The organism is Acidobacteriota bacterium (assembly GCA_034211275.1).
Lineage (GTDB): Bacteria > Acidobacteriota > Thermoanaerobaculia > Multivoradales > JAHZIX01 > JAGQSE01.
In genome coordinates, this window is sequence record JAXHTF010000062.1 from 6,209 (window position 1) to 31,172 (window position 24,964).

Sequence of the window (24,964 nt, forward strand, 5' to 3'; positions counted from 1 at the left end):
GCTAATCAACGCACGAGTCAACGCGCCAGCCTCTCCAACAGCTCCCGGGCAATGCGTACCGCCGAGTCTCCCCGCAGGATGGAGAAATGGTCTCCCGAAACCTGCACCTCATGGAACCCCTTGCGAGCGATTTGCCGCCAGAGATCGCCATGATCCGGCGTGCCCGGCGGCGGCGGGGCCGTGGCCCGCAATAGCCAGGCCTCCAGTTCTTGCGGCTGCGGGCGATAGCGGTAGAGGGCTTCCAGGTGCCGCCCCATGGCCTGCGTCAACAAGGCCACCCGCCGCCGGTCCACATCGGGAGGAAAGGCGCCGCCCTGCCGTGCCGCCTCCAACAATCGCTCCAGCCGCTGTTCACGGGAGCCTTCCTCGAGACCCGCGGACCCCGCCCCCTCCGGCAGACTGGTCGCGCTCTGCAGCAGATGAGCCAGCAGGGCGCGGTCCACCTCCTCTAGGGTCGGCACCGGTTCGTCCTCCTCGGCGATGCGGCTGTCCAACAACACCACCGGGCCGGGCTGGCGGCCGCGCCGGACCAGCTGCGCAGCCATCTCCCAGGCGACGGCGCCACCCATGGACCAGCCACCGAACACCCACGGCCCTTCCGGCGCTACCGCCAACACCTCGTCCAAATACGCCTCAGCCATGGTTTCGACGCGATCCCGCGGCGGCTCCTCACCGTCCAATCCCCGGGCCTGCAAGCCGAACACCGGATGTCGCTCTCCAAGGTGGCGCGCCAGCTCGGCGTAACACAGCACGGTGCCGCCCACCGGATGCACCAGGAAGATCGGCACTCCCACTCCACCGGACGCCAGGGGCACCAGCGTCGGCTCCGTCGCCGGCAGCTCGCGCCGCAGCCAGAGCGCCAAGCCCTCCACCGTCGAGTGGCGGAAGAGCTCCGCCATGGGGATCTCCCGGCCTAGCTCCGCCTCGATCATCGAGAGCAAGCGGACCGCTAACAGCGAATGTCCCCCCATGCGGAAGAAGTCGTCGTTCACCCCCACCGGCCGGATCTCCAGCACCTTCTCGAAAGCACCGGCGACCACCGCCTCGATGCGATCCCGCGGCGGCTGCTTGGCCTCCGGCATGGGTTCGTCCAGGTCCAGGGGCTGGCGGCTCAGGAGTCTGCGGTCGACCTTGCCGTTGGGGGTGGTGGGCAGCGCCTCCCACCACACCAGCCGCGCCGGCACCATGTAGGTCGGCAGGGCCTCGGCCACCCGCTCGAGGAGCGCCGATGGGGACGGCGGGGCCTGCTCGGCGTCGGCCACGGCATAGGCCACCAGCTGCCCATCGCTACCGGCACCGTGCACCACCACCGCTGCCTGGGAGATTTCCTCACAAGCCTCCAACGCCGCCTCGATCTCCCCCAGCTCGATGCGATAGCCCCGCACCTTGACCTGTTGATCCCGCCGGCCGAGGAAGTCCAGCCGGCCGTCGGGAAGCCAGCGGGCCAGGTCGCCGGTGCGGTACAGCCGGGCTCCCGGTTTCCCGGCCGCCAGCGCATCCGGTGCGGGAACGAAACGCTCCGCGGTGAGATCTCCCCGGCCCCGGTATCCTCGGGTGACGCCGGCTCCTCCCAGAAAGAGCTCACCGGTCACGCCGAGAGGTACCGGCTGCAACCGTCCATCGGCGATCAAGACCTGCGTATTGGCGACGGGCCGCCCGACGGAGACCCGGCCACAGCCCAGGCTCTCCGGCCCGATGGCTTCCGCCGTCGACCAGATGGTGGTCTCGGTGGGCCCGTAGACGTTCCACACCTCGTCGCAGCGCTCCGTCAACTCCTCCATCAGCTCCGGCGGCAAAGCCTCACCACCGGCCCAGGCTCGCAGGCCTGATTCGCCTGAGCGCCTCGACCGGCCCGGCCAGCCCGAGGAGGTCAGCATGCGCCATGTGGACGGCGTCGCCTGCAGCACATCGACATCGAAGTCTTGCACCAGATTGGACAGTCGCCGCGGATCCACCGCGTCCTCCCGCGTCGCCAGTACCACTTCTCCCCCCTGCCACAGGGGCAGGAAGAGCTCGAGGGCCGCGATATCGAAGGACAGCGTGGTCACCGCCAGCAGCCGTTCCCCCGGGGCCAGCCCCGGGCGCCGGGCCATGGTCGCCAGAAGATTGGCCAATCCGCCGTGCCGAACCTCCACCCCCTTGGGACGGCCGGTGGAGCCGGAAGTGTAGAGAATGTAGGCCAGATCCTCGCCAACCAGATCCTCGCCATCCAAGCCTTCGCCGGTCAGATCCTCAGAGCACAGCTCGGACCTCGTCGGGGGCCTCGCAGCCCCTCCTCCGAGGCTGACTCGCGGCAGATCCCCAGCGCCCGCCGCCGCCACGATCTCGTCCAACAGCTCTTCCAAAGACGGATCCACCAGCACCAGCTCCGGCCCCCCATCCTCCACCATCCAGGCCAGGCGCCGGACGGGGAAGTCGGGATCCAGCGGCAGATAGGCGGCTCCCGCCTCCAAGACCCCCAACAAGGAAGCCACCAGCTCCGGCGTGCGCAGGCCCAGCACTGCCACCTTCGCACCCCGAGTCAGCCCCCGAGCTCGTAGCTCCCGAGCCCAATGAGCGGCCCTCTCGTCAAGCTCGCCATAGCTCAGAGACCGGTCTCCAGCCCACAACGCTGCGCGCTCGGGATGACGCGCCGCCACGCTGCGGAAGCGTCGCGGCAAGAGTTCGGGAGAGGCTGACGCCGTGTCGTTCCACTCCACCGTCAGCTGATGGCGTTGCCCAGGACTCATCCAGCACACCTCCGCCACCGGCCTCGACGGATCCTCCACCATCACCTCGAGAACTCGCCGGTAGGCCCAACCCCATCGAGCCACGGTGGTGGCGTCGAAAAGAGCGGTGCTGTACTCGAAGCTACCCTCCAGACCATTTTTCCGGGGCACCCACACCACCGTCAGATCCTGCACCGCCGAGTTGACGTCCAGGATAGCCCCCGACGGCGCCGCTTCGAGACCGGCCCAGGCGGGCCTGCGACCGTGAGTCGCCACCGCGTTCTGCAAGATGAAGAGCACCTGGAAGAGCGGCGTATGGGCCAGGTCTCGCTCTGGAGCCAGCTCCTCCAACAGGCGTTCGAAGGGAAGATCCTGATGCTCGAAAGCCTCCAGAACCTGCACCTTGACGCGCTCCACCACCGACTCCAGGGTGGGAGCCTCACCCATGTCGGCGCGGATCACCGCAGTATCGACGAGCAGCCCCAGAAGCTCCTCCAGCTCCCGGCGGTCCCGGCCTGCCACGGGAGTGCCAACGGTGAAGTCCTGCTGCCCGGACAGCCGGGCCAGCAAGACTTGGAAGCCGCTCAGCAGGACCATGAAGAGGGTCGCCCCCCGCCGCCGACCGAGGCTCTCCAGCCTCTCCACCAGTCCCGCCCCCAGGCGCAGTCGATGCACCGCACCCGCCGAGCTGCGCACCGCCGGCCGGCTGCGGTCCATGGGTAGCTCCAGCACCGGCGGATCCGCCAGCCGGCGGCGCCAGAAGGAGAGACGCCGTTCCAGCGCCTCACCCTGCAACCAGCCCCGCTGCCAGCGAGCGAAGTCCCGGTACTGGACGACGGGCTCGAAGGGCTCGACGGGCTCGGGTACCTGCCGCTCCCGCGCAAAGCTCCCGTAGAGCTCGCCCAGCTGTGACAACAACAGGCTCAGCGACCAACCGTCGGTGATGATGTGATGCTGGGTGACCGCCAGCAGATGCTCCTCCGGCCCTAACCCCACGAGCAGCGCGTGCCACACGGGCCCCCGGGAAAGGTCGAAGGGAATCGACAGCAGGCGCTTCACCAGGCCGGCGGCCAGATCCTCCCGCACCGGCTGTGGCAGCCCCGCGAGATCCACCAGCGACGGCAAGCCCCAGCGCCGCGCCGGCTGGAGCTCCTGCACCGGCTCCCCGTCCACCACCGGGAAGATCGTGCGCAAGACCTGCTGCCGGCGCTCCAGCTCGCCCCAGGCGAGTCCCATGGCCCGTAGATCCAAGGCCCCCCGGTCTTCGTCCCCCCGCAACCGCACCGCCACCGGCAGACCCCAGGCGGTGCTCTGGGGCTCCAGCTGGTGCAGGAACCACATTCGTTGCTGGGCGAAGGAGAGCGGTGCCGGAGCGTTGGGGTCAGCCTCCGGGATCAACGGCGGAATATCGTCCTCCGGCTTCTCTTCCCGGTCCAAGACCTCCGCCAGCTGTGCCACCGTCGGCGCGTGGAAGACCGCGGTGAGGGGCAAGTCGATTCCCAACACCACCCGCGCTCGGGAGACCAGCCGGGTCGCCAACAGGGAGTGGCCGCCGAGCTCGAAGAAGTCGTCGTCCACCCCCACCGCCGGAAGATTCAGAACGCTGGCGAAGAGATCCACCAGCCGAGCCTCCAGGACCGAAGCCGGCGCCCGGTATTCGGACCCGGCGGTCTCCCGCCCCAGCTCCTCGGCCCGCTGGAGCAGCGCTCGACGATCCACCTTGTCATGGGCGGTGAGGGGCAGCTCGTCGAGGAAGGCGCAGAGCGCCGGCACCAGGTAGGCGGGGAGCCTGCCGCGGAGGAATTCCAGCAGCTCGGCGGCTGCGCCCGAACCCTCGGAAGGCACCGACCCCGAAGGCACTACGAAGGCCACCAGCCGCTTGTCGTCGGCGCCGGAGCCCACAGCCAAGACCACCGCCGAAACCACCGCCGGATGCTGAAGCAGCGCCGCCTCCACCTCCCCGAGCTCGATCCGGAAGCCGCGGATCTTCACCTGGCCGTCCCGGCGTCCCAAAAACTCCAGGCGGCCGTCCGGCAGCCACCGCGCCAGATCGCCGGTGCGGTACATACGCTCGCCACCACCGGCCCCCGACGACCCCGAGTCCGGCAGAGGCAGGAATCGGCTCGCCGTCAACCCCGGACGGCGATGGTAGCCCCGGGCCAGACCGTCCCCCGTCGCCCACAGCTCCCCCACCACCCCCGGCGGCGCCGGCTCCAGGGCCCGGTCCAGAATCCGTACGCCCGTATCCACCACCGGCCGGCCGATGGGCACCGTCTCCCGCAGATCGGCGGGTCCGCAGATGGCGGCGGTGGTGGTGAAGGTGGTGTTCTCCGTCGGGCCGTAGCAATTCCGGATGCGGCACTCCGGTAGCTTCTCCAGCGTTCGCCGCACGTGAGCCGGGGAAACCACGTCGCCCCCCGCCAGCAACTGCCGCAAACCCGTCAAGCGCTCCGGCACCGCGTCGATCATCTGATGGAAGAGGCCCGCCGTGAGCCACAGCGTGTCCACCCTTTCGTCCTCGATCAGGCTCCCCAGCTGCTCCAAGCTCAGCGTCTCCGCCGGCGCCAGCACCAGCCGAGCCCCGTGGAGTAGAGCGCACCACACCTCGGCGGTAGTGGCGTCGAAGGGCAGAGGGGCGAGCTGCAGGACGCTCTGGCCCGGACCGAGCTCCAGGAAGTCCGGATCCACCGCCAGCCGCAACACCCCGCGGCGGGTCACTGCGACGCCCTTGGGCCGGCCGGTAGAGCCGGAGGTGTAGGTGATGTAGGCGAGCTGCTCCGGGGCCGCGGCGGGCAGCGGACGAATCGGCACCGACGGTGACCAGCAGGTGGCGACATCGAGCTCGATCACCGGACCGCTCCAGCCCAGCTTCTCTGCCGGAGATTCCTCCGCCGAACCGGTGAGGATCACCGCCGGCGCCACGTCCCCGAGCAACCAGCCCAGCCGCTCCGGCGGATAGCCTGGATCCAGCGGCACGTAGACGCCCCCCGCCTCCACCGTCGCCAGGATGGCCAGAATCGCCTCCGGCGAGCGCTCCAGCAGCAGCGCTACCGGCGCTTCGGCACCGCCCCCTGCGCCAACTCCCAAGGAGCGCAGTCGATGGGCCAAGGCATTGGCCGAAGCTCGCAGGGTGCCGTAGGAGATCACCCGCTTCGGCCCGGCGACAGCAGCGGTCTCCAGCGCCGATGCCTCGGGCTGGCGCTGGGCCACCCGGTGCAGCTCGGCGATGAGATCGCCTTCCCGGGGATAGCGGCTGGCGGTGTCGTTCCACTCCACCCGCAGCTGATGCACCTGGGCCGAAGACAGCAGCGGCAGCCGCTCGATGGAAAGTCCCGGCTCCGCCACCGCCGCTGTCAGCAACCTCCCGAAGCTCGTCGCGAAGCGCTGCACGGTGGTGGCGTCGAAGAGATCGGTGCTGTATTCCAGCAACCCTGCCAGCCTCTCGTCCCCAGGGGTAGGGCTGCGCCAGAAGATGCAGCTGAGGTCGAAGCGAGCCACCGCCGCACCGCTCTCCCCGATGCCCCAGGAGGTCGCCAAGCCATCGAGCCGGGGAAGCTCCTGGGCAGCGGTTTGCAGCGCGAACAAGGCCTGGAAGAGCGGGGTGAAGGCCAGATCCCGCCGCGGAACCAGCTCTTCCACCAATCGCTCGAAGGGCACCTCCTGGCCGGCGAAGGCGTCGAGGGTCTCGCCGCGGGTGCGCTGGATCAGCTCTTCGAAGCCCGGCCCCGAGGGCCCTGCCGATGGATCGGTTGCAGGCTCCGGGCCGAGATTCGCCCGCAGCACCAGGGTGTTGACGAAGAAGCCCAGGAGGGGCTCCACCTCCGGCACCGTCCGCCCCGCCACCGGCGTCCCCACGGTGAGATCCTGCTGCCCCGTGAGCCGGCCCAGCAGCGCCTGGAAGCCCGCCAACAGAACCATGTAGAGGGTCGCGCCGGAGCGCTGGGCGAGAGACTCCAATCCCTCGACCACCGCCGGCGCCAGCCACCAGCGCAATGCGGCCCCGTGCTGGCTCCGCACCGACGGTCGTGGCCGGTCCGTGGGAAGCTCCAGCACCGGCGCTCCCGCCAGCCGCCGACGCCAGGGCTCCAGCCGCCGTTCCAGCGCCTCTCCACCCAAAGCCTCGCGCTGCCATCGGGCGTAGGCGGCATAGTCCACCGACAGCGCCCTGAGCGGCGACGGCTCATCACGGCGGAAGGCGTTGTATAGGCTCGCCAGCTCCTTCAACACCAAGCCCACGGACCAGGCGTCAGAGATGATGTGATGCTGATCGAGAAGGAGGTCGTGCACCGGCTCCGCCGAGCTCGGATCCCACCGCCGGAGCAGCAGCCAGCGGGTCACCGGACCGCGCTCCAGGTCGAAGGGGCGGGTCACCTCCCGACGCGCCAACCGCCGGGCCTCCTCCTCGGCCACCACCGGCCCGAGAGCCCCCAGATCCACCACCGGCAGGTTCGCAGCCCAGCCTTCCGGCGGCGGTTCCAGGACCCTCTGCGCTACGTCCTCCGCCCCCTCCATCTCGGCGTCGGCCATGGGCACGAAGACCGTGCGCAGACTGCCGTGGCGGCGCACCAGCTCGCCCAGTGCTCGGGCCAGCACCGCCACCGCCAGAGCTCCCCGAAGGCACAGCTGAGTCGGCACATTGTAGGCCGGGCTTTCAGGGTCCAGTCGATGGAGGAACCACATCCGGCGCTGGCCGTAGGAAGCCGGCGCATCGCCGGGACCCTGACAGCCGACGAGAGGCGGCAGCGGTGCCACCCGCTCCTCTGCCGCCAGCGCCGCCTCCGCCCACACCGCCAGGCGAGCCACCGTCGGAGCCTCGAAGAGCGCCCGCACCGGCACCTCCACCCCCAGCGCCTGCCCCAGCCGCGTCGCCGCCCGGGTGGCCAGCAGCGAGTGGCCGCCGAGGGCGAAGAAATCATCCTCCGCGGTGATCGCCGTCCGCCCCAAGAGCTGCGCCCACTGACCGGCGATGAGCTCCTCCAGCGGGCCCCGGGGCGGCCGCCCCTCAGCCGCCTCCCGGTCCAGCTCCCGCTCCGCCAGCTTCCGCCGCGCCACCTTGCCGCTGGGAGTGCGCGGAAGCTCCGCCAAGAAGCCCACCGCCGACGGCACCATGGGCTCCAGCAGCCGCTGGCGCAGAGCCGCCAGCAGTTCTTCTGCCAGTGCCTCCCCGGCTCCAGCGCTCTCTTCCGAGACCACCGCCCAGGCCACCAGCCGCTTGCCCGCCGGGCCGTCCTGCACCACCACCGCGGCCTCCCGCACCGCCGGCTGGGCCGTCAGGGCCGCCTCCACCTCACCGGTCTCGATGCGGTAGCCCCGCACCTTCACCTGGGCGTCCCGACGGCCGAGGAAATCCAGGGTGCCGTCGGGGAGCCAACGGACCAGATCGCCGGTGCGGTAGAGACGCGCCCCGGGAGTCTTGGCATAGGGATCGGGGCCGAACGCCTCGGCGGTGCGGCGAGGCCGGCGGTGATAGCCCCGGGCCGGCAGCAGACCACCGACGAAGAGCTCCCCCGGAACCCCGATGGGAGTGATCGCTCCCATCCCATCGAGCACCCGCGGGATACAGCCGTCCACCGGCCAACCGATGGACGGCAGGGCCGGCCACAAAGCCGAATCTGCCCCCAGCCGCAGCCCGGTGACCGCGTGACATTCGGAGGGACCGTATTGATTCTCCAGGCTCGCCGGTTCCTGAGCATCACGGCGGGCGAAGAAGGCGCGCACGGCATCCGTCGCCTGCAGTTGCTCACCGGCGGTGACCACCTCCCACAGGCTGCTGGGCGCCCCCTTCCCCGTTTCTCGAGCCACCTCGGCGAGCATCTGGAGCGCCACGAAGGGCAGAAACAGCCGATTCACTCGTTGCTCTTCCAGCTCCCGCAGCAACAGGGCTCCATCCCGCCGTGCTTCCTCGGGCACCAGCACCACCGTGCCACCGCACCCCCAGGTGGCAAAGACCTCCTGGAAATGAACGTCGAAGCTCAGCGGCACGAATTGCAGCGTCCTGCTGCCGCGAGCACGATCGCCCAAAGAGCGGCGCAGCTGCCAATCCAGCAGGTTGACCAGCGGCCCATGGGGCATGGCCACTCCCTTGGGCCGGCCCGTGGAGCCGGAGGTGTAGATCAGATAGGCCAGGTTCTCCGGCCGGCACCCGGACTCCAAGGCGCCTTCCAGAACCTGAGGAGAAGTCTCCTCCGTCGAGCCGCTCTCCTCCATCGTAGCGGCCAACAGCCGAGGAACCTCCTCGGGCATCAGCGACACCGTCGCCTCCTCCACCAGCACCAGGATCGCCCCGGAGTCCCGCACCATGAAGGCCAGCCGCTCCGGGGGATAGGAAGGATCCAGCGGCAAATAGCAGCCGCCGGCCCGCAGCACCGCCAGCATCGCCACTAGCGCCCGCGGCGAGCGCTCCAGGCACAGCCCCACCACCACGTCCGGCCCGACTCCGCGGCCTCTCAGCTTGCGAGCCAGGCTCGCCGACCGGCGCTCCAGCTCACTGTAAGACAGCGTCTCCGCCGCCGCCGCCAGCGCCGACTCCTCCGGCCAGCGGCGGACCCATTCGGCGAAGAGCTGGTCCAGCGTCTCGCCCTGGCGGTCCGGCATCGGAGCTGGAGCACCTTGCCATTCGATGAGCAGCTGCTGCCGCTCCGCCGCTCCCAACCAGGACAGCTTCAAGAGCGAACGCCCCGGCTCCTCCAGCGCCGCCGCCAGCAGCCCTTCGTAGAGGCGCGCAAAGCGCTGGACAGTACTGCGGTGGAAAAGGTCGGCGTCGTATTCCACCGCCCCCTCGATGTGGTCGTCCCGTTCCTGGAGGGCGAAGGTCAGGTCGAATTTGGCGGTGGTGGCGCGCAGCGGCAGGCGCTCCGTCTCGAGCCCTGCCAGCCGCAACCGGCGGGTAGAGGCGTTCTGCAGAATGAACATCACCTGGAAGAGCGGTGTGTGCACCAGATCCCGCCGCGGCGCCAGCTCCTCCACCAGTTTCTCGAAGGGCACCTCCTGGTGAGCGTAGGCTCCCAGGGACTGACGGCGCACGGCGAGGATCATCTCTTCCAGCGAAGGAGACGACGACAGATCCGCCCGCAGCACCAGGGTGTTGGCGAAGAAGCCCACCAGCCCTTCCAGCTCCTCCCGGGTGCGGCAGGCGATGGGGGTTCCCACCGCCAGATCCCGCTGCCCCGAGAGCCGCGCCAACAAGCCATAGAACGCCGCCAGCAGAACCATGAAGGGCGTCGCTCCCAGGTTCCGGGCCAGGGCGTGCACCGCCGCCGTCGTCTCCGCCGACAGCTCCAGCCGCGCGCCACCGCCACGCTGGTTCCGCCGCAGCGGTCGCGACCGATCCGTGGGCAGCTCCAGCACCGGCACCCCTTCCAGCTGACGGCGCCAGAAGGCGAGTTGCTCCTCGAGCACGGAACCGCTCAGCCAGCGCCGCTGCCAGGCGGCGAAGTCGGCATATTGCACCGGTAGCGGCGGGAGCGGCTGGAGCGGTAGAAAGTGCGGCGGATCTCCTTCGAGGGACGCCGCGTAGAGCACCTCCAGCTCACGCAAGAAGATTCCCACCGACCAGCCATCGGCGATGGAGTGGTGAAAGTCGAAGAGGAAGGCGTGGTGTTGAGTCCCCAGCCGGAAGACCAGAAAGCGATAGAGGGGGCCGCGGGTGAGGCGGAAGGGCCGCCGCGTCTCGCTGAGGGCCAAGCGCTGCAGCTCCCGCTCCCGACCATCCGGCGCCAGCCTCGTCAGATCCACCAGCGGAGGCACTACCACCACCGGTTCCAGGATCCTCTGCAGAGGCCGCCCCGGATCCTCCGACGCGCCGCCGGAGCCTGAATCCTGCTCCTCCTGGTAGAACACCGTCCGCAGGCTCTCGTGGCGGCCGACGATGGCGGTGAGGGCCCGGGACAGCGCCCGCGGTGCGAGCTCTCCCCGCAGCCGTACCGCCGCCGGAATGTTGTAGGCCGCGCCGGGTTCGAAGCGATCCAGAAACCACAGCCGCTGCTGGGCGAAGGAGAGCTCCAGGGGCTGATCCCGGGAAACCGGAACCAAGGCCGGAGCTTCTTCCAAAGAGTCTCCCGCCGGCTCCTCCGCCAGGAGCTCCGCCAGCACCGGCGCCAGCCGCGCCGGCGTCGGCGTCTCGAAGAGCTGGCGCAGCGGCAGCTCCACCTCCAGCCGCCGACGCAGCCGGCTCACCACGCGGGTGGCCAGCAACGAATGGCCGCCGACGGCGAAGAAGTCATCGTCGACGCCGGCGGTGTCCAGCTCCAAGACCTCGCCCCACAAATCCACCAGAAGCTCTTCCAGGGGATTGGCCGGTGGCCGCGACCGCTGCCCCTCCGGCTCCACCGTCGCCGGCGCCGGCAGCGCCCTCCGATCCACCTTCCCCGAGCGGGTCAAGGGGAAGTGCTCCAGAGGTACGAAGAAGCTCGGCACCAGATGCTCCGGCATCCTCGCGGACAACCAGCTCCGCAGCTCGTCCGTCGACAGGGGCGCGGTGGCGACGGGAACCAGCCACGCCACCAACCGGCCCGCCGAGTCGACGTCCACCGCAGCGCCAGACACTCCCGGATGGTCCGCTAACGCCGCCTCGATCTCCCCCGGTTCCACCCGGAAGCCCCGCACCTTGATCTGGCGGTCGATCCGTCCCAGATATTCGAGCACGCCGCCGCGGCGCCAGCGCACCAGGTCGCCGCTGCGGTAGAGCCGGCCACCGCGTTCGCCACAGCTCGAATCCGGCCAGGGATTGGGTACGAAGCGCTCCGCCGTCAGCCGCGGACGGCCCAGATAACCTCGGGACACGCCGTCGCCGCCGATGAGTAGCTCTCCTAGGGCTCCCTCCGGCACCAGGAGCTGGTAGGCGTCGGTGACGAAGACTCGGGTTCCCACCAGCGGCTCGCCGATGGGCACCGGCTGCCCCGCCGGCAAGGCCCCGCCCCTCCAAGTGCTGGCCACCACCGTCGTCTCGGTGGGACCGTAGGTGTTGAGCAGACCGACCGAAGCCCCCGCCACTCGCCGCCAGCGCTCCACCGAATCCGGCCGCGCCGCCTCGCCGCCGATGATCACCAGCCGCAACGCCGGCGGCAGCCGCAGCGACGGCTGCTCCTCCAGCGCCAGGATCAGCTCCTGCCAAAAGGCCGTGGGGATGTCCACCACGGTGAGGCCGGCACCGGTGCAGGCCTCGAGAAACGCCGCCGGCGAGTCGAGGATGACGGGCCCCCGCAGCACCAGCGTCGCCCCCGTGATCAGGCAGGGCCAAATCTCCTCGGCGCTGGCATCGAAGCAGATGGAGGCCAGCTGCAGTGAACGGTCCTCAGGGCTCAGACCATGCAGCGCCGCCGCCGCCCGCGCATAGCGGGAGATATTGGCCTGGTCCACCGCCACCCCCTTGGGACGACCGGTGGAGCCGGAGGTGTAGATGATGTAGGCGAGCTGCCGGGGATGGACGGGGCGAGCGCCATTCCGCGGCTGGCCATCCTCGTCCCCACCGTCCAGGGCTACGACCCACCGTGGCAACGAGGTCAGACGGTCCAAGTCATCCTCCTGGTCCGCCGTGCACAACACCGCCGCCGCTGCGGAATCCTCGAGCATCAGCCGCAGGCGCTCCGGGGGATAGGTGGGATCCAGCGGTAGATAGGCCGCTCCGGCCTCGAGGACGCCCAGCATCGCCACCGATAGCTCCGGTCGCGGCCCGATGCAAAGGCCCACGATGGTGTCGGGGCTGATCTCCCCCGAGGCTTCGAGACGCCGGGCCAAGGCCGTGGCCCGGCGAGCCAGCTCGCCGTAGGTCAGCGCCGGTTGGCCGTCGGGCCAGGCCACCGCCGTCGCCGCCGGAGCCCGCGCCGCGGCGGCGAAGACCAGGCCGTGGAGGCTCGTCTCTTCGGCTCCTGCAGCGAGTTCCTCCCGCGCCCCCCCCGCTGCCCACTCCCACAGAAGCTGATGCTCCTCCGAAGCGGAGAGGAGAGGCAACCGGGATAGCCGCTGCTGCGGCTCCTCCACCGCCGACGCCAGCCAGCGCCGCAACCCCTCCAGTAGCCGCCGGGCGGTGCTGGGGTCGAAGAGCTCGGCGGAGTAGATCAGCCGCAGCTTCAGCCCCCCGCGGGGTCGTTCCCCAGCGGCTCCGTCGGGCCGGCCGGCCACCAGAGTGAGGTCGAACTCCGAACGCTCCGCTCCTTCCTCCAGGCGTTCCCATCTCGCCTCGAGGGCCCCCGGCGGTACGGTGGGCAGATTCTGTAGCAGCAGCGCCACCTGGAAGATCGGGGTTCGGGAGGGGTCCCGCGGCGGCCCCACCGCCTCGATGACCCGCTCGAAGGGCAGGTCTTGATGGGCGTAGGCTCCGAGGGTGACGTCTCGCACCCGTCCCAACAGCTCCCGGACCGGCGGGTCTCCGGACAGGTCCGTGCGCAGGGCCAGGTGGTTGATGAAGAAGCCGATGAGGGGCTCCAGCGCCCGGCGGTTGCGACCGGCGATGAAGGTGCCGGCGGTGACCTCCCGGGCCGCGCCATACCGCGCCAGGACTCCCTGCAGGGCAGCCAGGAGAACCATGAAGAGGGTGCCGTCGCAGCTCCGCGCCAGCTCCTCCAGACCCTCGGTCAGCGACTCGTCGAGCTCGCTCACCAGGTCCGCCCCGCGCAGCGACTGCACCGGCGGCCGGGGTCGGTCGGTGGGCAGGCCGAGGACCTCGGCACCGGCGAGCTCCCGGCGCCAATATTCCCGCTGGCGTTGCAGCGCCGGCCCCGCTGCCCAGCGGCGCTGCCAGGCGGCGAAGTCGCCATATTGGATCGGCAGCGGTGGCAGCGCCGGCTCTTCTCCCCGCTCCAGCGCTCCGTAGCAAGCGTCAAGCTCCCGGGCCAGCACCCGATTCGACCAGCCGTCGGAAACGATGTGATGGTGGGTCACCAGCAGCGTATGCCGGTGGCTCTCGCCTTCCCCGCCGGGGCCGCCCTGAAGACGCACCAGAACGAAGCGCCACAGCGGCCCCCGGCCGAGATCGAAGGGACGGGCGGCATCGGCGTCCGCCAGCCGCACCAACTCGCGGCGGCGCCCTGCTTCCGGAAGCCGGCGCAGATCCACCAGCGGCAGCGGCCTCCACACCCGCGGCGCCGGCAGCACGCGCTGCACGGCCCCGTCCCCAACCTCCTTCGTAGCTCCCCGTCGCTCCAAAAACACTGTCCGCAGCGACTCCTGGCGGACCGCCACCCGTCCCAAAGCCGCGGCCAGGCGGCCGGCGTTGACGGCGGCCCCCAGCCGCAGAGCGCCGCGCAGGGTGTAGGCGGTGCTGCCGGGATCCAAGCGGTCGAGAAACCACAGCCGCTCCTGGGCGAAGGAGAGGGGAGCATCTTCCCCCGGGGGCCGAGGCCGCAGCTCCTCCTCGCCGGCCCCCTCCGCCCTCTCCGGAGAGGCCTCCAAAGCCTCTATGTGCGCCGCCAGCCGCGCCACTGTCCGAGCCTCGAACAGGGCCCGCAGGGGCAGCTCCATCCTCAGCAGCTCCCGCAGCCGGGACACCAATCGGGTGGCCAGCAGGGAATGCCCGCCGAGGTCGAAGAAGTCGTCGTCGAGGCCTACCCGGGGCAGCCCCAAGACCTCTCGCCAGGCCGCTGCCAAGCGGCATTCGAGATCCGTGACCGGTGGCCGGTAGGGCGCCGCCTCCGGCTCCGGAGCCCGCCGGGAGAGAGCCCGGCGATCCACCTTGCCGCTGGGAGTGAGGGGGAAAGCCTCCAGGGTCACCAGCGCCGACGGCACCATGTACTCCGGCAACCGAGCGCGGAGGGTCTCGGCCCATCCGTCCCCCTCGAAGGGCCGGCCCCCGGACGCCGGTGGGCCCTCCACCAGCGGAACGATGAAGGCCACCAGCCGGCGCCGGGCTCCCGCCCCCTGGGGCACCACCACCGCATCCCCCACCGCCGGCAGCCCGCGCAGCGCCGCCTCCACCTCCCCGAGCTCGATGCGGAAGCCTCGCACCTTGACCTGCCCGTCGGCGCGACCGACGAACTCCAGGGCACCGTCGTGGCGCCAGCGCACCAGATCGCCGCTGCGGTACATCCGGCTTCCCGGCTGGCTGGAGAAAGGATCCGGCACGAAGACCCCGGCGCTGTCGGCCGGTCTCCCCGAGTAGCCGCGGGCGACCCCGGGACCGCCCAGGCAGAGCTCCCCCACCGCTCCCTGTGGCAGCGGCCGCAGCCCCGCATCGAGCACGTAGAGCCGGGTGCCGGCGGTGGCCCGGCCGATGGGCAACGGCTTCTCCCCGCGGCGCCGGCAGCGCCAGGAGGTGACGGAGACGGTGGTCTCGGTGGGTCCGTAGCGGTTGAGCAGATCGGCGTCGAGGCGCGGGTAGAAGCGGCCGGGAAGATCCGCCGAGACCGTCTCACCGCCGGTGATGACGGTGCGCAGGGTGCCCATCTCCTCCACCCGGGGACTGGCCAACAAAGCCTCCAAGAGGGTCGGAGGAAAGGACGCCTGGGTGACTCCCTGGTCGGCGATGAGCCGGGTCAAATACTCCGCGTCCTGCTGGCCACCGGGCCGAGCCATCACCACCCGACCCCCGGCAACCAAAGGACCGAAGATCTCCAGCACCGAGACGTCGAAGGCCAGCGTCGTCTTGTGCAGGAAGGCGTCGTCGGAGCGGAAGTCCAGCGCCCGGGCGTAGCGCAGGCGATTGGCCAGAGCGCCGTGGGAGATCATCACGCCCTTGGGCCGGCCGGTGGAACCGGAGGTGTAGATCACGTAGGCAAGCCCCAGCGGGCAAGCCCTGGGCAAGCCCGGCGGGACCCCCTCTTCCCGGCCTTCTCGGCGCTGGCCGAAGTCCCACTCCTCCAGTGCCAGGATCGGAAGCGTCAGCCCCCCATCACCGCGCGAGATCTCCGCCAGCAGCCCCCGGCCCCGGCCATCCGCCAGCGCCAGGACCGGAGCGCTATCCCGGATCATCAGCTCGAGACGCTCCGCCGGCAGCTCCGGATCCAGCGGCAGGTAGCCGCCGCCGGCTGCCAGCACCGCCAGCAGGGCCATCACCTGCACCGGGGAGCGCTCGGCGCACACCGCCACCAAGCGATCCGCACCGACCCCCAGCCGGCGAAGCTCACCGGCCAGGGTGCGTGCCCCCTCCAGCAGCTCGGCGTAGGAGTAGCTCTCCCCTTCGAAGACCAGCGCCGGAGCCTCCGGAGTCTCCATCCCAGCGGCGGCGACCAGCTCGAAGGCCGACTCACCGGCGAGACCGTTGGAGAGATACTCTTCCCGGCCCCGATTCCACTCCACCAAGAGCTGATGCGCCTCGGCGGGAGCGAGCAGCAGGATGCGGTCCAGAGCCTCGCCGTCCGCCGCCGCCAGCGCCCATCGCCCCCAGGACACCGCCCACCGCTGAATGGTGGTGCGGTCGAAGAGGGCCGTGGAGTACACCCAATGCCCCACCAGCTCATCCCCCCGGCGGCTGAGGGCGAGGCTGAGGTCGAACTTCGAGATCCCCGTCTCCACCGCCACCGGCCGGACCTCCAGGAGGCGATCCCCATCACCCCAAGTTCGTTCCGCCGGAGCGCCGCCGTCCATCGCCAAGAGCACCTGGAAGAGCGGTGTGTGAGCCGCGTCCCGATCCTCCGACAGCTCCTCCACCAGCCGATGGAAGGGCGTGTGACGGTGACCATAGGCGCGGACCATGCGCTCCCGCGCCGAGGCCAGGCGCTGCTCCAGCGACTCTTCCCCGGAGATCCGGCCGCGCAGTACCAGCAGGTGAACGAAATAGCCGATGAGGCCTTCCACCCCCGCCAGATCTCTGCCCGCCTCCGGGCTGCCGACGGCGAAGTCCATGCAACCGGTGAGACGATAGAGCCAGCCCTGGAGCACCGCCAGCACCGCCAGGAAAAGAGTGCCCCCCGCGCGGTCCGCGAGGCCTTGGAGGGCGCCGGTGACCCGCGGGCCGTAGCGCACCGGCCAGCGGGCCCCGGCCACCGAGTGGCGGGGCGGCCGCGGGCGATCCGCCGGCAGCTCCAGAACCTCGATCCCTTCCAACTCCTCGCGCCACCAGGCCAGCTCCGCCGCCGAGGCTTCCCCGGCGGCCAGTTCCAGGCGCCGCTGCTGCCAGGCGGCGAAGTCGGCGAATTGCATCGGCAGGTCGGGGAGCGCCGCCGCCGAGCTTCCCGAGCCGTAGCCTCGGCCCAGCTCGTCCAACAACACCCCCACCGACCAGCCGTCGGCGATGATGTGGTGCAGGCTGAGCACCAGCAGGTGATCCGCCGGAGAGTCCACGCCGCCACGGCGCAGGAGCAGCCCGCGCCACAGCGGCCCCCGGCGCAGATCCCAGGGCCGCCGCACCCAAGCCTCCGCCAGCTCCTGGGCATGCACCGCGGCCTCGGCCCCCAGGCCTTGCAGATCGAGGCAAGGCAGGACCACCGGTGCGGGGGGATGAATCTCCTGCACGGGCATCCCTCCGGGCACCCCGGCCTCCAGGCGCAGGGTCGTCCTCAAGGTCTCGTGGCGCCGCACCGCCGCTTCCAGCGACGCCACCAACCGCCGCACGTCCAACCTTCCCCGCAACTCAACCGCCAAGGGCACTGCGTAGGCCGCCGACCCCTCCTCCAGCTGCTCCGCCAGCCACAGGCTGTGCTGCGCCGGCGACGCCGGCAGGGTCATCGGAAGGCTGTCGACGGTACGAGGCACGACCCGGATGTCCGGCTGGGGGCGGTCCGCCACCGCGGCGTCGCCGGACTGCTGCTCTCGCTCCAGGATCGCCGCCAGTCCCGCCACCGTCGGTGCTCGGAAGAGGTCCTCCAGAGTCAGGATTGCCCCCGTCGCCTCGGCGACGCGCGCGACCAAGCGGGTGGCGAGGAGCGAGTGGCCGCCCAGGGCGAAGAAGTCATCGTCGGCGTGGACCGCGTCGACCTCCAGCAGCTGCTGGAAGCAGGCCGCCACCAGCTCCTCCCAGATCCCCAGAGGCTGGCGGGATGCAGGCTCGGCCCTCGGAGCTTCGAGGGCTGCCAGACGCCTCCGATCGATCTTGCCGTTGGCGGTGAGGGGCATCTCCTCCAGCGGCACCCAGGCGGTGGGCACCATGTACTCCGGCAGCCCCTCGGCTAGCGAGCGTTCCAGCTCCGCCCGGTCCAAAACGTCGTCCCGAGGGCATACGTAGGCCACCAACTGCACCCCCGCTGGCCCCCGCTGCGCCAGCACCGCCGCCGCCGTCACCTGCGGCAACGCCGCCAGTGCCGCCTCGATCTCCCCCAGCTCGATGCGGAAACCCCGCACCTTGACCTGATCGTCCCCCCGGCCGAGGAATTCCAGCTCCCCCACCGGCGTCCAGCGCACCCGGTCGCCGGTACGGTAGATCCGTGCGCCGGGCTCTAGCGCCCAGGGGTCGGGGACGAAGGCGGCGGCGGTGGCGGCGGGCCGGCGAAGATAGCCCAGGGCCAGGCCGGCGCCGCCGAGCACCAACTCGCCGGGCACGCCCACGGGCAAAAGCTCCAGCCCCAAACCCACCACCCGAGCCTCCAGCGCCGGCAGAGGACGTCCGATGGTCGGGAGCAAGGAGCTCGACGAGCCGGCTTCCGGAGCCACCGTCCCCCAGGTCGCCACCACCGTCGCCTCCGTCGGGCCGTAGTGGTTGACCAGCCGCAGGGGAGCTCCGGCGGCCGGGCGGCGGCGTAGGCGATCACCGCCGGTGAGCACCACCAGGGGCTCCCCGGACTCGGAAAGCGGCGGCGCCGCCTCGGCGACCAGCTCGTCCAGCAGCGCCTCCGCCAGCGGCGTGGGCAGGAAGGTGTGGGTGATGCGCCGACGCCGGAACAGCTCCGCCAGGCACTGCGGCGACGCCGCCGTCTCCGGAGGCACCACCGCCAGGCTCGCCCCCAACCCCAAGGCGGACCACAGCTCCCACACCGAGGCGTCGAAACCGGTTCCCGCCAGCAGAGTGCAGCGGGACTCCGGCCCCACGCCGTGGGCTTCGCCGTGCCAAGCCACCAAGGCCTCCAGCCCGCCGTGGGTCAAGAGGGTGCCCTTGGGACGACCGGTGGAGCCGGAGGTGTAGATGAGGTAGGCCGGATCTCGAGGCTCAGGGCGCGACTCGGGTTGGGGCACCTGGAGGGGTAGGGCCGGATCGCCCATCCCCGCCGGCGGCTCATAGGCGTCTATTGCCGCCGCTGCCACCCCCGACTCCGCCAGCGCCGACCGCAGCTCCGGCGACGCCGCCGGCTCCACCAGCGCCAGGCTTGCGCCGGCATCCGCGGCCATGAACGCCAGGCGTTGGGGCGGGTGGCTCGGATCCATGGGCAGATAGGCGCCGCCGGCCCGCCACACCGCCAGCGCCGCCACCGCCAAGGCCTCCGAACGCCCCAGGCAAAGAGCCACCGGCACGCCCGGGTGCACCGCTCGGCGGCGCAGCCAGGCTCCCCAACACCGGGATCGTTCCTCCAGCTCTCCATAGCTCAGCGTCGTTCCGTCCGCTCCCACCACCGCCACGGCCTCCGGCTGCTGCCGAGCCTGCGCCAGCACCCGGTGGAGGACGGTCTGCTCCGCCCGAGCTTCGAGGCCTCGGCCAGCGCCGGAAGCCCACTCCCACAGCAGCTGGTGATGCTCGCCGGAGGTGAGCAGAGAAAGCTGCGAGAGCCGCAGATCGGGCTCATCGACCAGGCTTTCCAGCACCCGCCGCCAATGCCCCAACAGGCGCAGGACGGTGGTGGAATCGAAAAGATCCCGGCGGTAGAGCAGGGCTCCCGTCAGCCCCACCCTCCCATCCCCAGACTGGAGAGCGCCAGACTGGAGAACGCCAGACTGGAGAACGCCGGGCTGGAGAGCAAGGGTCAGATCTTGATCCGTAAGCCCCCGGGGCACTACTTCCAGCGGCGCCGCCTCGACGCCGGGAAGCTGCAAACCCGTGCTCCGGGGAGACGTATTCTCGAGAGAAAGCGTGACCTGGTAGAGAGGCGCGTGCCCCAGGCCGCGCTCCGGCGCCACCGCCTGCACCACCCGGGCGAAGGGCACCTCGGCCCGGGCCAGGCTCTCTAGAGTCACCTCCCGGCAGCGCTCCAAAAGCTCGTCCAGGCTCGGATCGCCACCGCCGTCGCAGCGCAGCACCACGGTGTTGACGAAGAAGCCCACCAGCTTCTCCAGCTCCCGCCGGCCCCGCCCCGCCACCGGCGTTCCCACCGCCACATCGGAGCGCCCGGCCCACTGCATCAAGACCGCGGTCCAGGCGGCGAGCAGCTCCATGAACAGGCTGGCGCCGTTCTGCGCTCCCCGCTCCTCCAGCCGCTGCACCAGATCTCGCGGCAGCGCCACCGCCAGCTGACCGGCGTCGAGACCGCGCTCGGCGCTGCGGGGCCGGTCAGCGGGCAACTCCAAAGGCTCCAAGCCCTCCAACCGCCGCACCCACCAGGCCAGCTCCTCGGCCCCGGCGCCCTCCTCGATTCGCTGGCCGGGTCGCTGGCCATTCAGCTGCTGGCTCCCCACCTCCTGCAGCTGCGGGCTCCCCACTTCCTGGCGCTCCCAGCGGGCGAAGTCCGCGAATTGGATGGGCAGCGGCTCGAGCCCCGGCTCACCGCAGCTCTCGCTTCGGTAGCAGGCCGCCAGGTCGTGGAAGAGCACGGAGAACGACCAGCCGTCGAAGACCAGGTGATGCAGGGTGAAGAGCAGGACGTGATCCCGCGGCCCCAGGCGCAGCAGCCGCCACCGCAGCAGCGGCGCCCGCCGAGGGTCCATGGGCCGCCGGGCCTCCCGGCCTTCGATCCGCCGCCGTTCCACCTCCCGCGCGTCCTCGGGGAGCCCCCGGAGGTCGACCACCGGCAACCCCAGCTCGGCGTCCAGCTCTTCCAGGCTCCGGGGCCGCTGGCGCGGAGTCCCCTCCTCGGCGACGAAGGCGGTGCGCAGGATCTCGTGGCGCTCCAGGAGGCGGCGCAAGGCCAGCTCCAGAGCCCCGACGTCGAGACTGCCCTGGAGGCGCTGGGAGCGGCAGAGGAGGAAAAGCGCGGTGCCCGGCAGGAGCTGATCGAGGAACCACAGCCGCTCCTGAGCGAGGGAGAGAGGCATGGTCTCCCCGGGATGGCGGGGGTGGGCATCGATGGTGCCGGTCGTTGACAGCCGGGCGCGGGCTCGCCGCAGCCGTTCGCGCAGCTTGTCCGGCGGCTGCTGCCGCCCGCCCACGGTCTTGGAGGTTGGTCGGTCCTCGTGCATTGAGAATGCCCTCTCCCGCCGGCACTCCTGTGCCAGCATTCATCTTCCGGCAGTCTCCTGCCAACGCCTACCTATCGAAGGCATGCCGAAGGGAGCCCAAGGCGGCACAGTCCGCCCGAGCATGAGACCTGCCAGCGCGGTCTTCCGAGGGAGCCCCTGGAACGCCAAAAGCAGAATCCGGGGTCGCCGCCCGGAGGAATTAGGCCAAGAAACTAATTATAGGACTGATGACAAATTTCGCGAGTCGTCTTCAAAAGACCGTGATCACGCAACCCCTGAAGCACACCCGCAGCATCAAGACACCGGCGAAGGCAACTGCCGTCACTCGTGCCGCAGCGCCACCAGCGGATCGATGCGCGTAGCTCGGCGCGCCGGTAGGTAGGCTGCCAGCAACGCCAGGCCGGCGAGCACCAACGGCACCGCCAAGAAGGTCAACAGGTCGCCGGTGCCGACACCGTAGGTGAGGCCCTCGAGGAAGCTGTCCAGCGCCTGGGCAAGGAGCCAGGAAAGAACCAGGCCGACGGCAATGCCCGCCGCCGCCAGTCCCAGAGCCCGGTAAGTGATCAGGGAGACCACATCCTTGGCCAAGGCCCCCAGGGCCATGCGCATGCCGATCTCCTGGCGCCGCTGGGACACCGTGTAGGCCATCACGCCGTAGACGCCGATGGCCGCCAGCAGCAGCGCAACAATGCCGAAGAGGGAGAAGAGGAATGTGTTGAACCGCGGCTGGGCGAGGGTCGAAGCGAGGCGCTGCTCCATGGGCTGGACTTCCGCCAGGGGCTGCGCTGGATCCACCTCCCAAACCGCCGAGCGCAGGGCCTCGACCCCGGCCATGGGGTCTCCGGCGGTGCGCAGCGCGACCCCCATGGCCCCCAGCGGCAGCTGCGAATAGGGCACGTATAGATGCTCGGTGATGTCGGTGCCGAGGCCCTGATCCCGCACCTGGGAAACCACTCCCACCACCGTACGCCAGGTGCCGTCGGGCTCGATGCCGGGGAGGGACAGCCGCCGGCCCAGTGGGCTCTGGCCGGGCCAGTAGCGTTCCGCCAGCGCCGAATCGATGATCACCACTTTGAGATCCTCGAAGCCGTCCCGGCTGTCGAAGGCACGCCCCTGGAGCACGCTGATGTCGAGAGCGTCGAAATAGTCCGGGTTGATCGAGCCATAGCGCACCACGCTGTCCTGGGTGCCCGAGTCCACCACCCGATTCTCCACCGTCGGGATGCCCCCCACCAGGCGGTGCGCCGGCGGCAGGGCAGAGCTCAAACCCACCGCCTGCACTCCCGGTAGCGCCTCCAGCTCTTCCAGCAGCGAGGTGTAAAAGCCCAGCCGCTCCGGCGACCGGCGATACTTCGAGCCCGAGAGCTCCAGCTGCACCGTCAACAGATTGTCGACGCGGAAACCCGGATCCGTGGCCATCATGTGCTGCAGGCTACGCAGCGTCAGTCCGGTGCCGATGAGCACCGTCACCGCCAGGGCGATCTCCGCCACCACCAGACCGCTGCGCAACCAGTTGCGGCCGGAGCCGGTGTCGGCGGTCTTGCCGCCCTCCTTGAGGGTTTCCACCAGCTCCGGGCGGCACGCCTTGAGCGCCGGTACCAAGCCGCAGATCACCCCGGTAATCACCGTCAAAGCCAGGGCGAAACCCGCCACCCGCAGATCCACCGTCACTTCCTGCAGCCGGGGCACGTCCCCCGGCCCGTAGGCCACCAGAATCTTCGCGCCCACCCAGGCCAGCGCCAGCCCCAAAGCCCCAGCGGGAAGAGAGAGCACCAGGCTCTCCACCAGCAGCTGGCGCATGAGCTTCCCCGGTCCCGCTCCCAGGGCGGTGCGCAGAGCCATCTCGCGGCTGCGGGCGGCGCTCTGGGCTAGCAGCAGATTGGCGACGTTGGCGCAAGCGATGAGCAGGACCAACGCCACCGCCCCCTGCAGCGCCAGGAGCAGCGGGCGCACGTCTCCCAGGATCTCCTCCCGCACCGGCACCGCCAGAATGCCGAAGCCCGCCTCCTCGGGGTAGAGATCCGGATGCTCCTGACGGAAGCGCTCCGCCAAACCGTCCAACGCCGACTGCGCCTGCTCCAGGCCGGCCTCGGAGGGGATTCGCGCCACCATGCGCACGCCGCGCATGCGCCGGGGGATGGCCGGATTGGGAGTGAAGGGCACCCAAACGTCCGCCTGAGCCAGGGGAAAGAGGAAATCCTGCCGCAGCACGCCGACGATCTCGTAGGGCACCTCGTCGAGGGAGAGAGTCTCACCGACGATCTCCGGATCACCGGCGAAGCGCCGCTGCCACAGACCGTGGCTGATCACCACCAGCTTCTCCTGATTCGCCTCTTCCTCCAGGGTGTAGGTGCGCCCCAGCTGGGTCTGAGCGCCGAGGATGGGGAAGAGGGCGGCGGAAACCCGGCAGCCCTCCACCCGCACCGGCTCGCCGCTGCCGGTGAGGTTGTAATCCCAGGGAATGAAGCCGGCGATGGCCTCGAAGCTCTGGCCGTGGTCCCGATGGTCCTCGAACTCCCAACCCGAGGACGGCGCCTTGGGCACGTCCTTGCCGAGGAATTGATTCCACACCACCACCACCCGATCCGAATCCGGGTACGGCAGGGGGCGCAACAGCACGCCGTCGACAAAGCTGAACACCGCCGTCACCGAGGCGATGCCCAAAGCCAGGCAGGCCACCGCCGCCGCGGTCAAAGCCGGCCGGCGGGACAGCACCCGCAGCCCAAAGCGTAGGTCTTGCATCAACGACATGAGTCAGCCCTCCTCGCGGGAACCTTCCGGGACCACCATCGCTGCGCGGCGCGGTGGTTCAGCGGCCCACGCCGCAACCAGCCGCCGCGCAGCGGCCCCTTCGAGACAAGAAAAATGATCGCCCGGCAGCGAGCGGATCTCCAACAATCCGGGCCCCAGGTCTCTCCAACCGTCAGCGGCCCGGCCCTCCACCCCCGGCGGAATCTCCTCCGCCTGCCACAACACGATGCTCTGCGCCGCCTCCAACCCAACCGGCCAGGGCCGCGGCCGATAGCTCTTCCACAGCCGGGCGTGATGGCGGAAAACGGTGAACAGCCGCCCCAAAGGCAAGCCCTCCACCACCTCCTCGCCCTCTCCCCCCGGGATGTCCCCCACCACCGCCCGCTCCACCCGCTGCCGGCGTTCCGGCGGCAAACCCAGCTGCCGCAGGAAGGCGTCCACCAGATCTCCCTGGGCGGCGTATCCCCGGGCCGGCCGCACCCAGGCATCCACCAGCGCCAGCGGCGGCACCGGCAGCCCACGGTGGTGCAGCTGCAACGCGATCTCGTAGGCCACCAGACCGCCCATGGACCAGCCGCCCAGCGTCCAGTCTCCGGACCGCACCACCGGGGCCAGGTCCGGATGCTCCATCAAAGCTTCCATGTAGCTCTCGGCCATGCTCTCCAACGAGGTCGCGCTTTGCAAGGAGGAGATCAGCTCTCCCTCCACTTCCGGTGCCTGCACGCCGTAGACCGGCCGTTGGAGCTCCAGGGGCTCGTCCCCGAGCTCCTCGCTCCCTAGCTTCTGGGCCAGGGCGCGATAGCAGAACACCGTGCCCCCAGCGGGGTGGATCAGCACCACCGGCGGTCCGTCGCCAACGGTCTGGAGCGGTACCACGGAGGATGCCCGGGCAACAGTAGGCCCTAATGAGGAGGCCCCAGATGAGGAGGTCCCAAACACCTCCGGCCTCGCGTCCAACACCTGCGCCAAGCGCGCCACGGTGGAATGCTGGAAGAGCTCCGCCAGGGGTAGCGGACGGAAGACCTCTCCGACCCGATTCATCAGTCGAACGGCGCTCAGGGAGTGGCCGCCGAGCTCGAAGAAATCCTCGTCTGCCCCCACCTCGTCCCGTTCCAAGACCTCGCACCACAGCGCCGCCAGCCGGCGCTCCGTCTCCGTCTCCGGAGCCCGGCCGCCGCCGGAGCATTCCGAGGCGCCCGTCCCCCACACCGGCGCCGGCAGCGATCGGCGATCGATCTTCCCCGTCGAGCTCCGCGGCAGCGAATCCAGACGCGCCAGCGCCGAGGGCACCATGTACTCCGGCAAGGCCTCCCCGAGGGCCCGGCGCAGGGCGTCCTCCGACAGATCGCTCCCCGGCGACGCCACCCAATACCCCG

General features: G+C 70.5%; 3 protein-coding genes. All 3 read right to left on the reverse strand.

What is annotated here, in order from left to right:
- Positions 1–17: 17 nt before the first annotated feature.
- Positions 18–20,837 carry a non-ribosomal peptide synthase/polyketide synthase gene (locus SX243_11955; protein MDY7093675.1) on the reverse strand — a complete coding sequence of 6,940 codons (20,820 nt, stop codon included), beginning with the start codon at positions 20,835–20,837 and terminating at the stop codon, positions 18–20.
- A gap of 321 nt (positions 20,838–21,158) precedes the next feature.
- Positions 21,159–23,588 (reverse strand): ABC transporter permease, encoded by a 2,430-nt coding sequence (locus tag SX243_11960; GenBank protein ID MDY7093676.1) that lies wholly within the window; start codon positions 23,586–23,588, stop codon positions 21,159–21,161.
- 3 nt (positions 23,589–23,591) lie between these two features.
- Positions 23,592–24,964, reverse strand: a 1,373-nt coding sequence (locus SX243_11965) for a thioesterase domain-containing protein (protein ID MDY7093677.1), incomplete at its 5' end; no start/stop codon positions are given.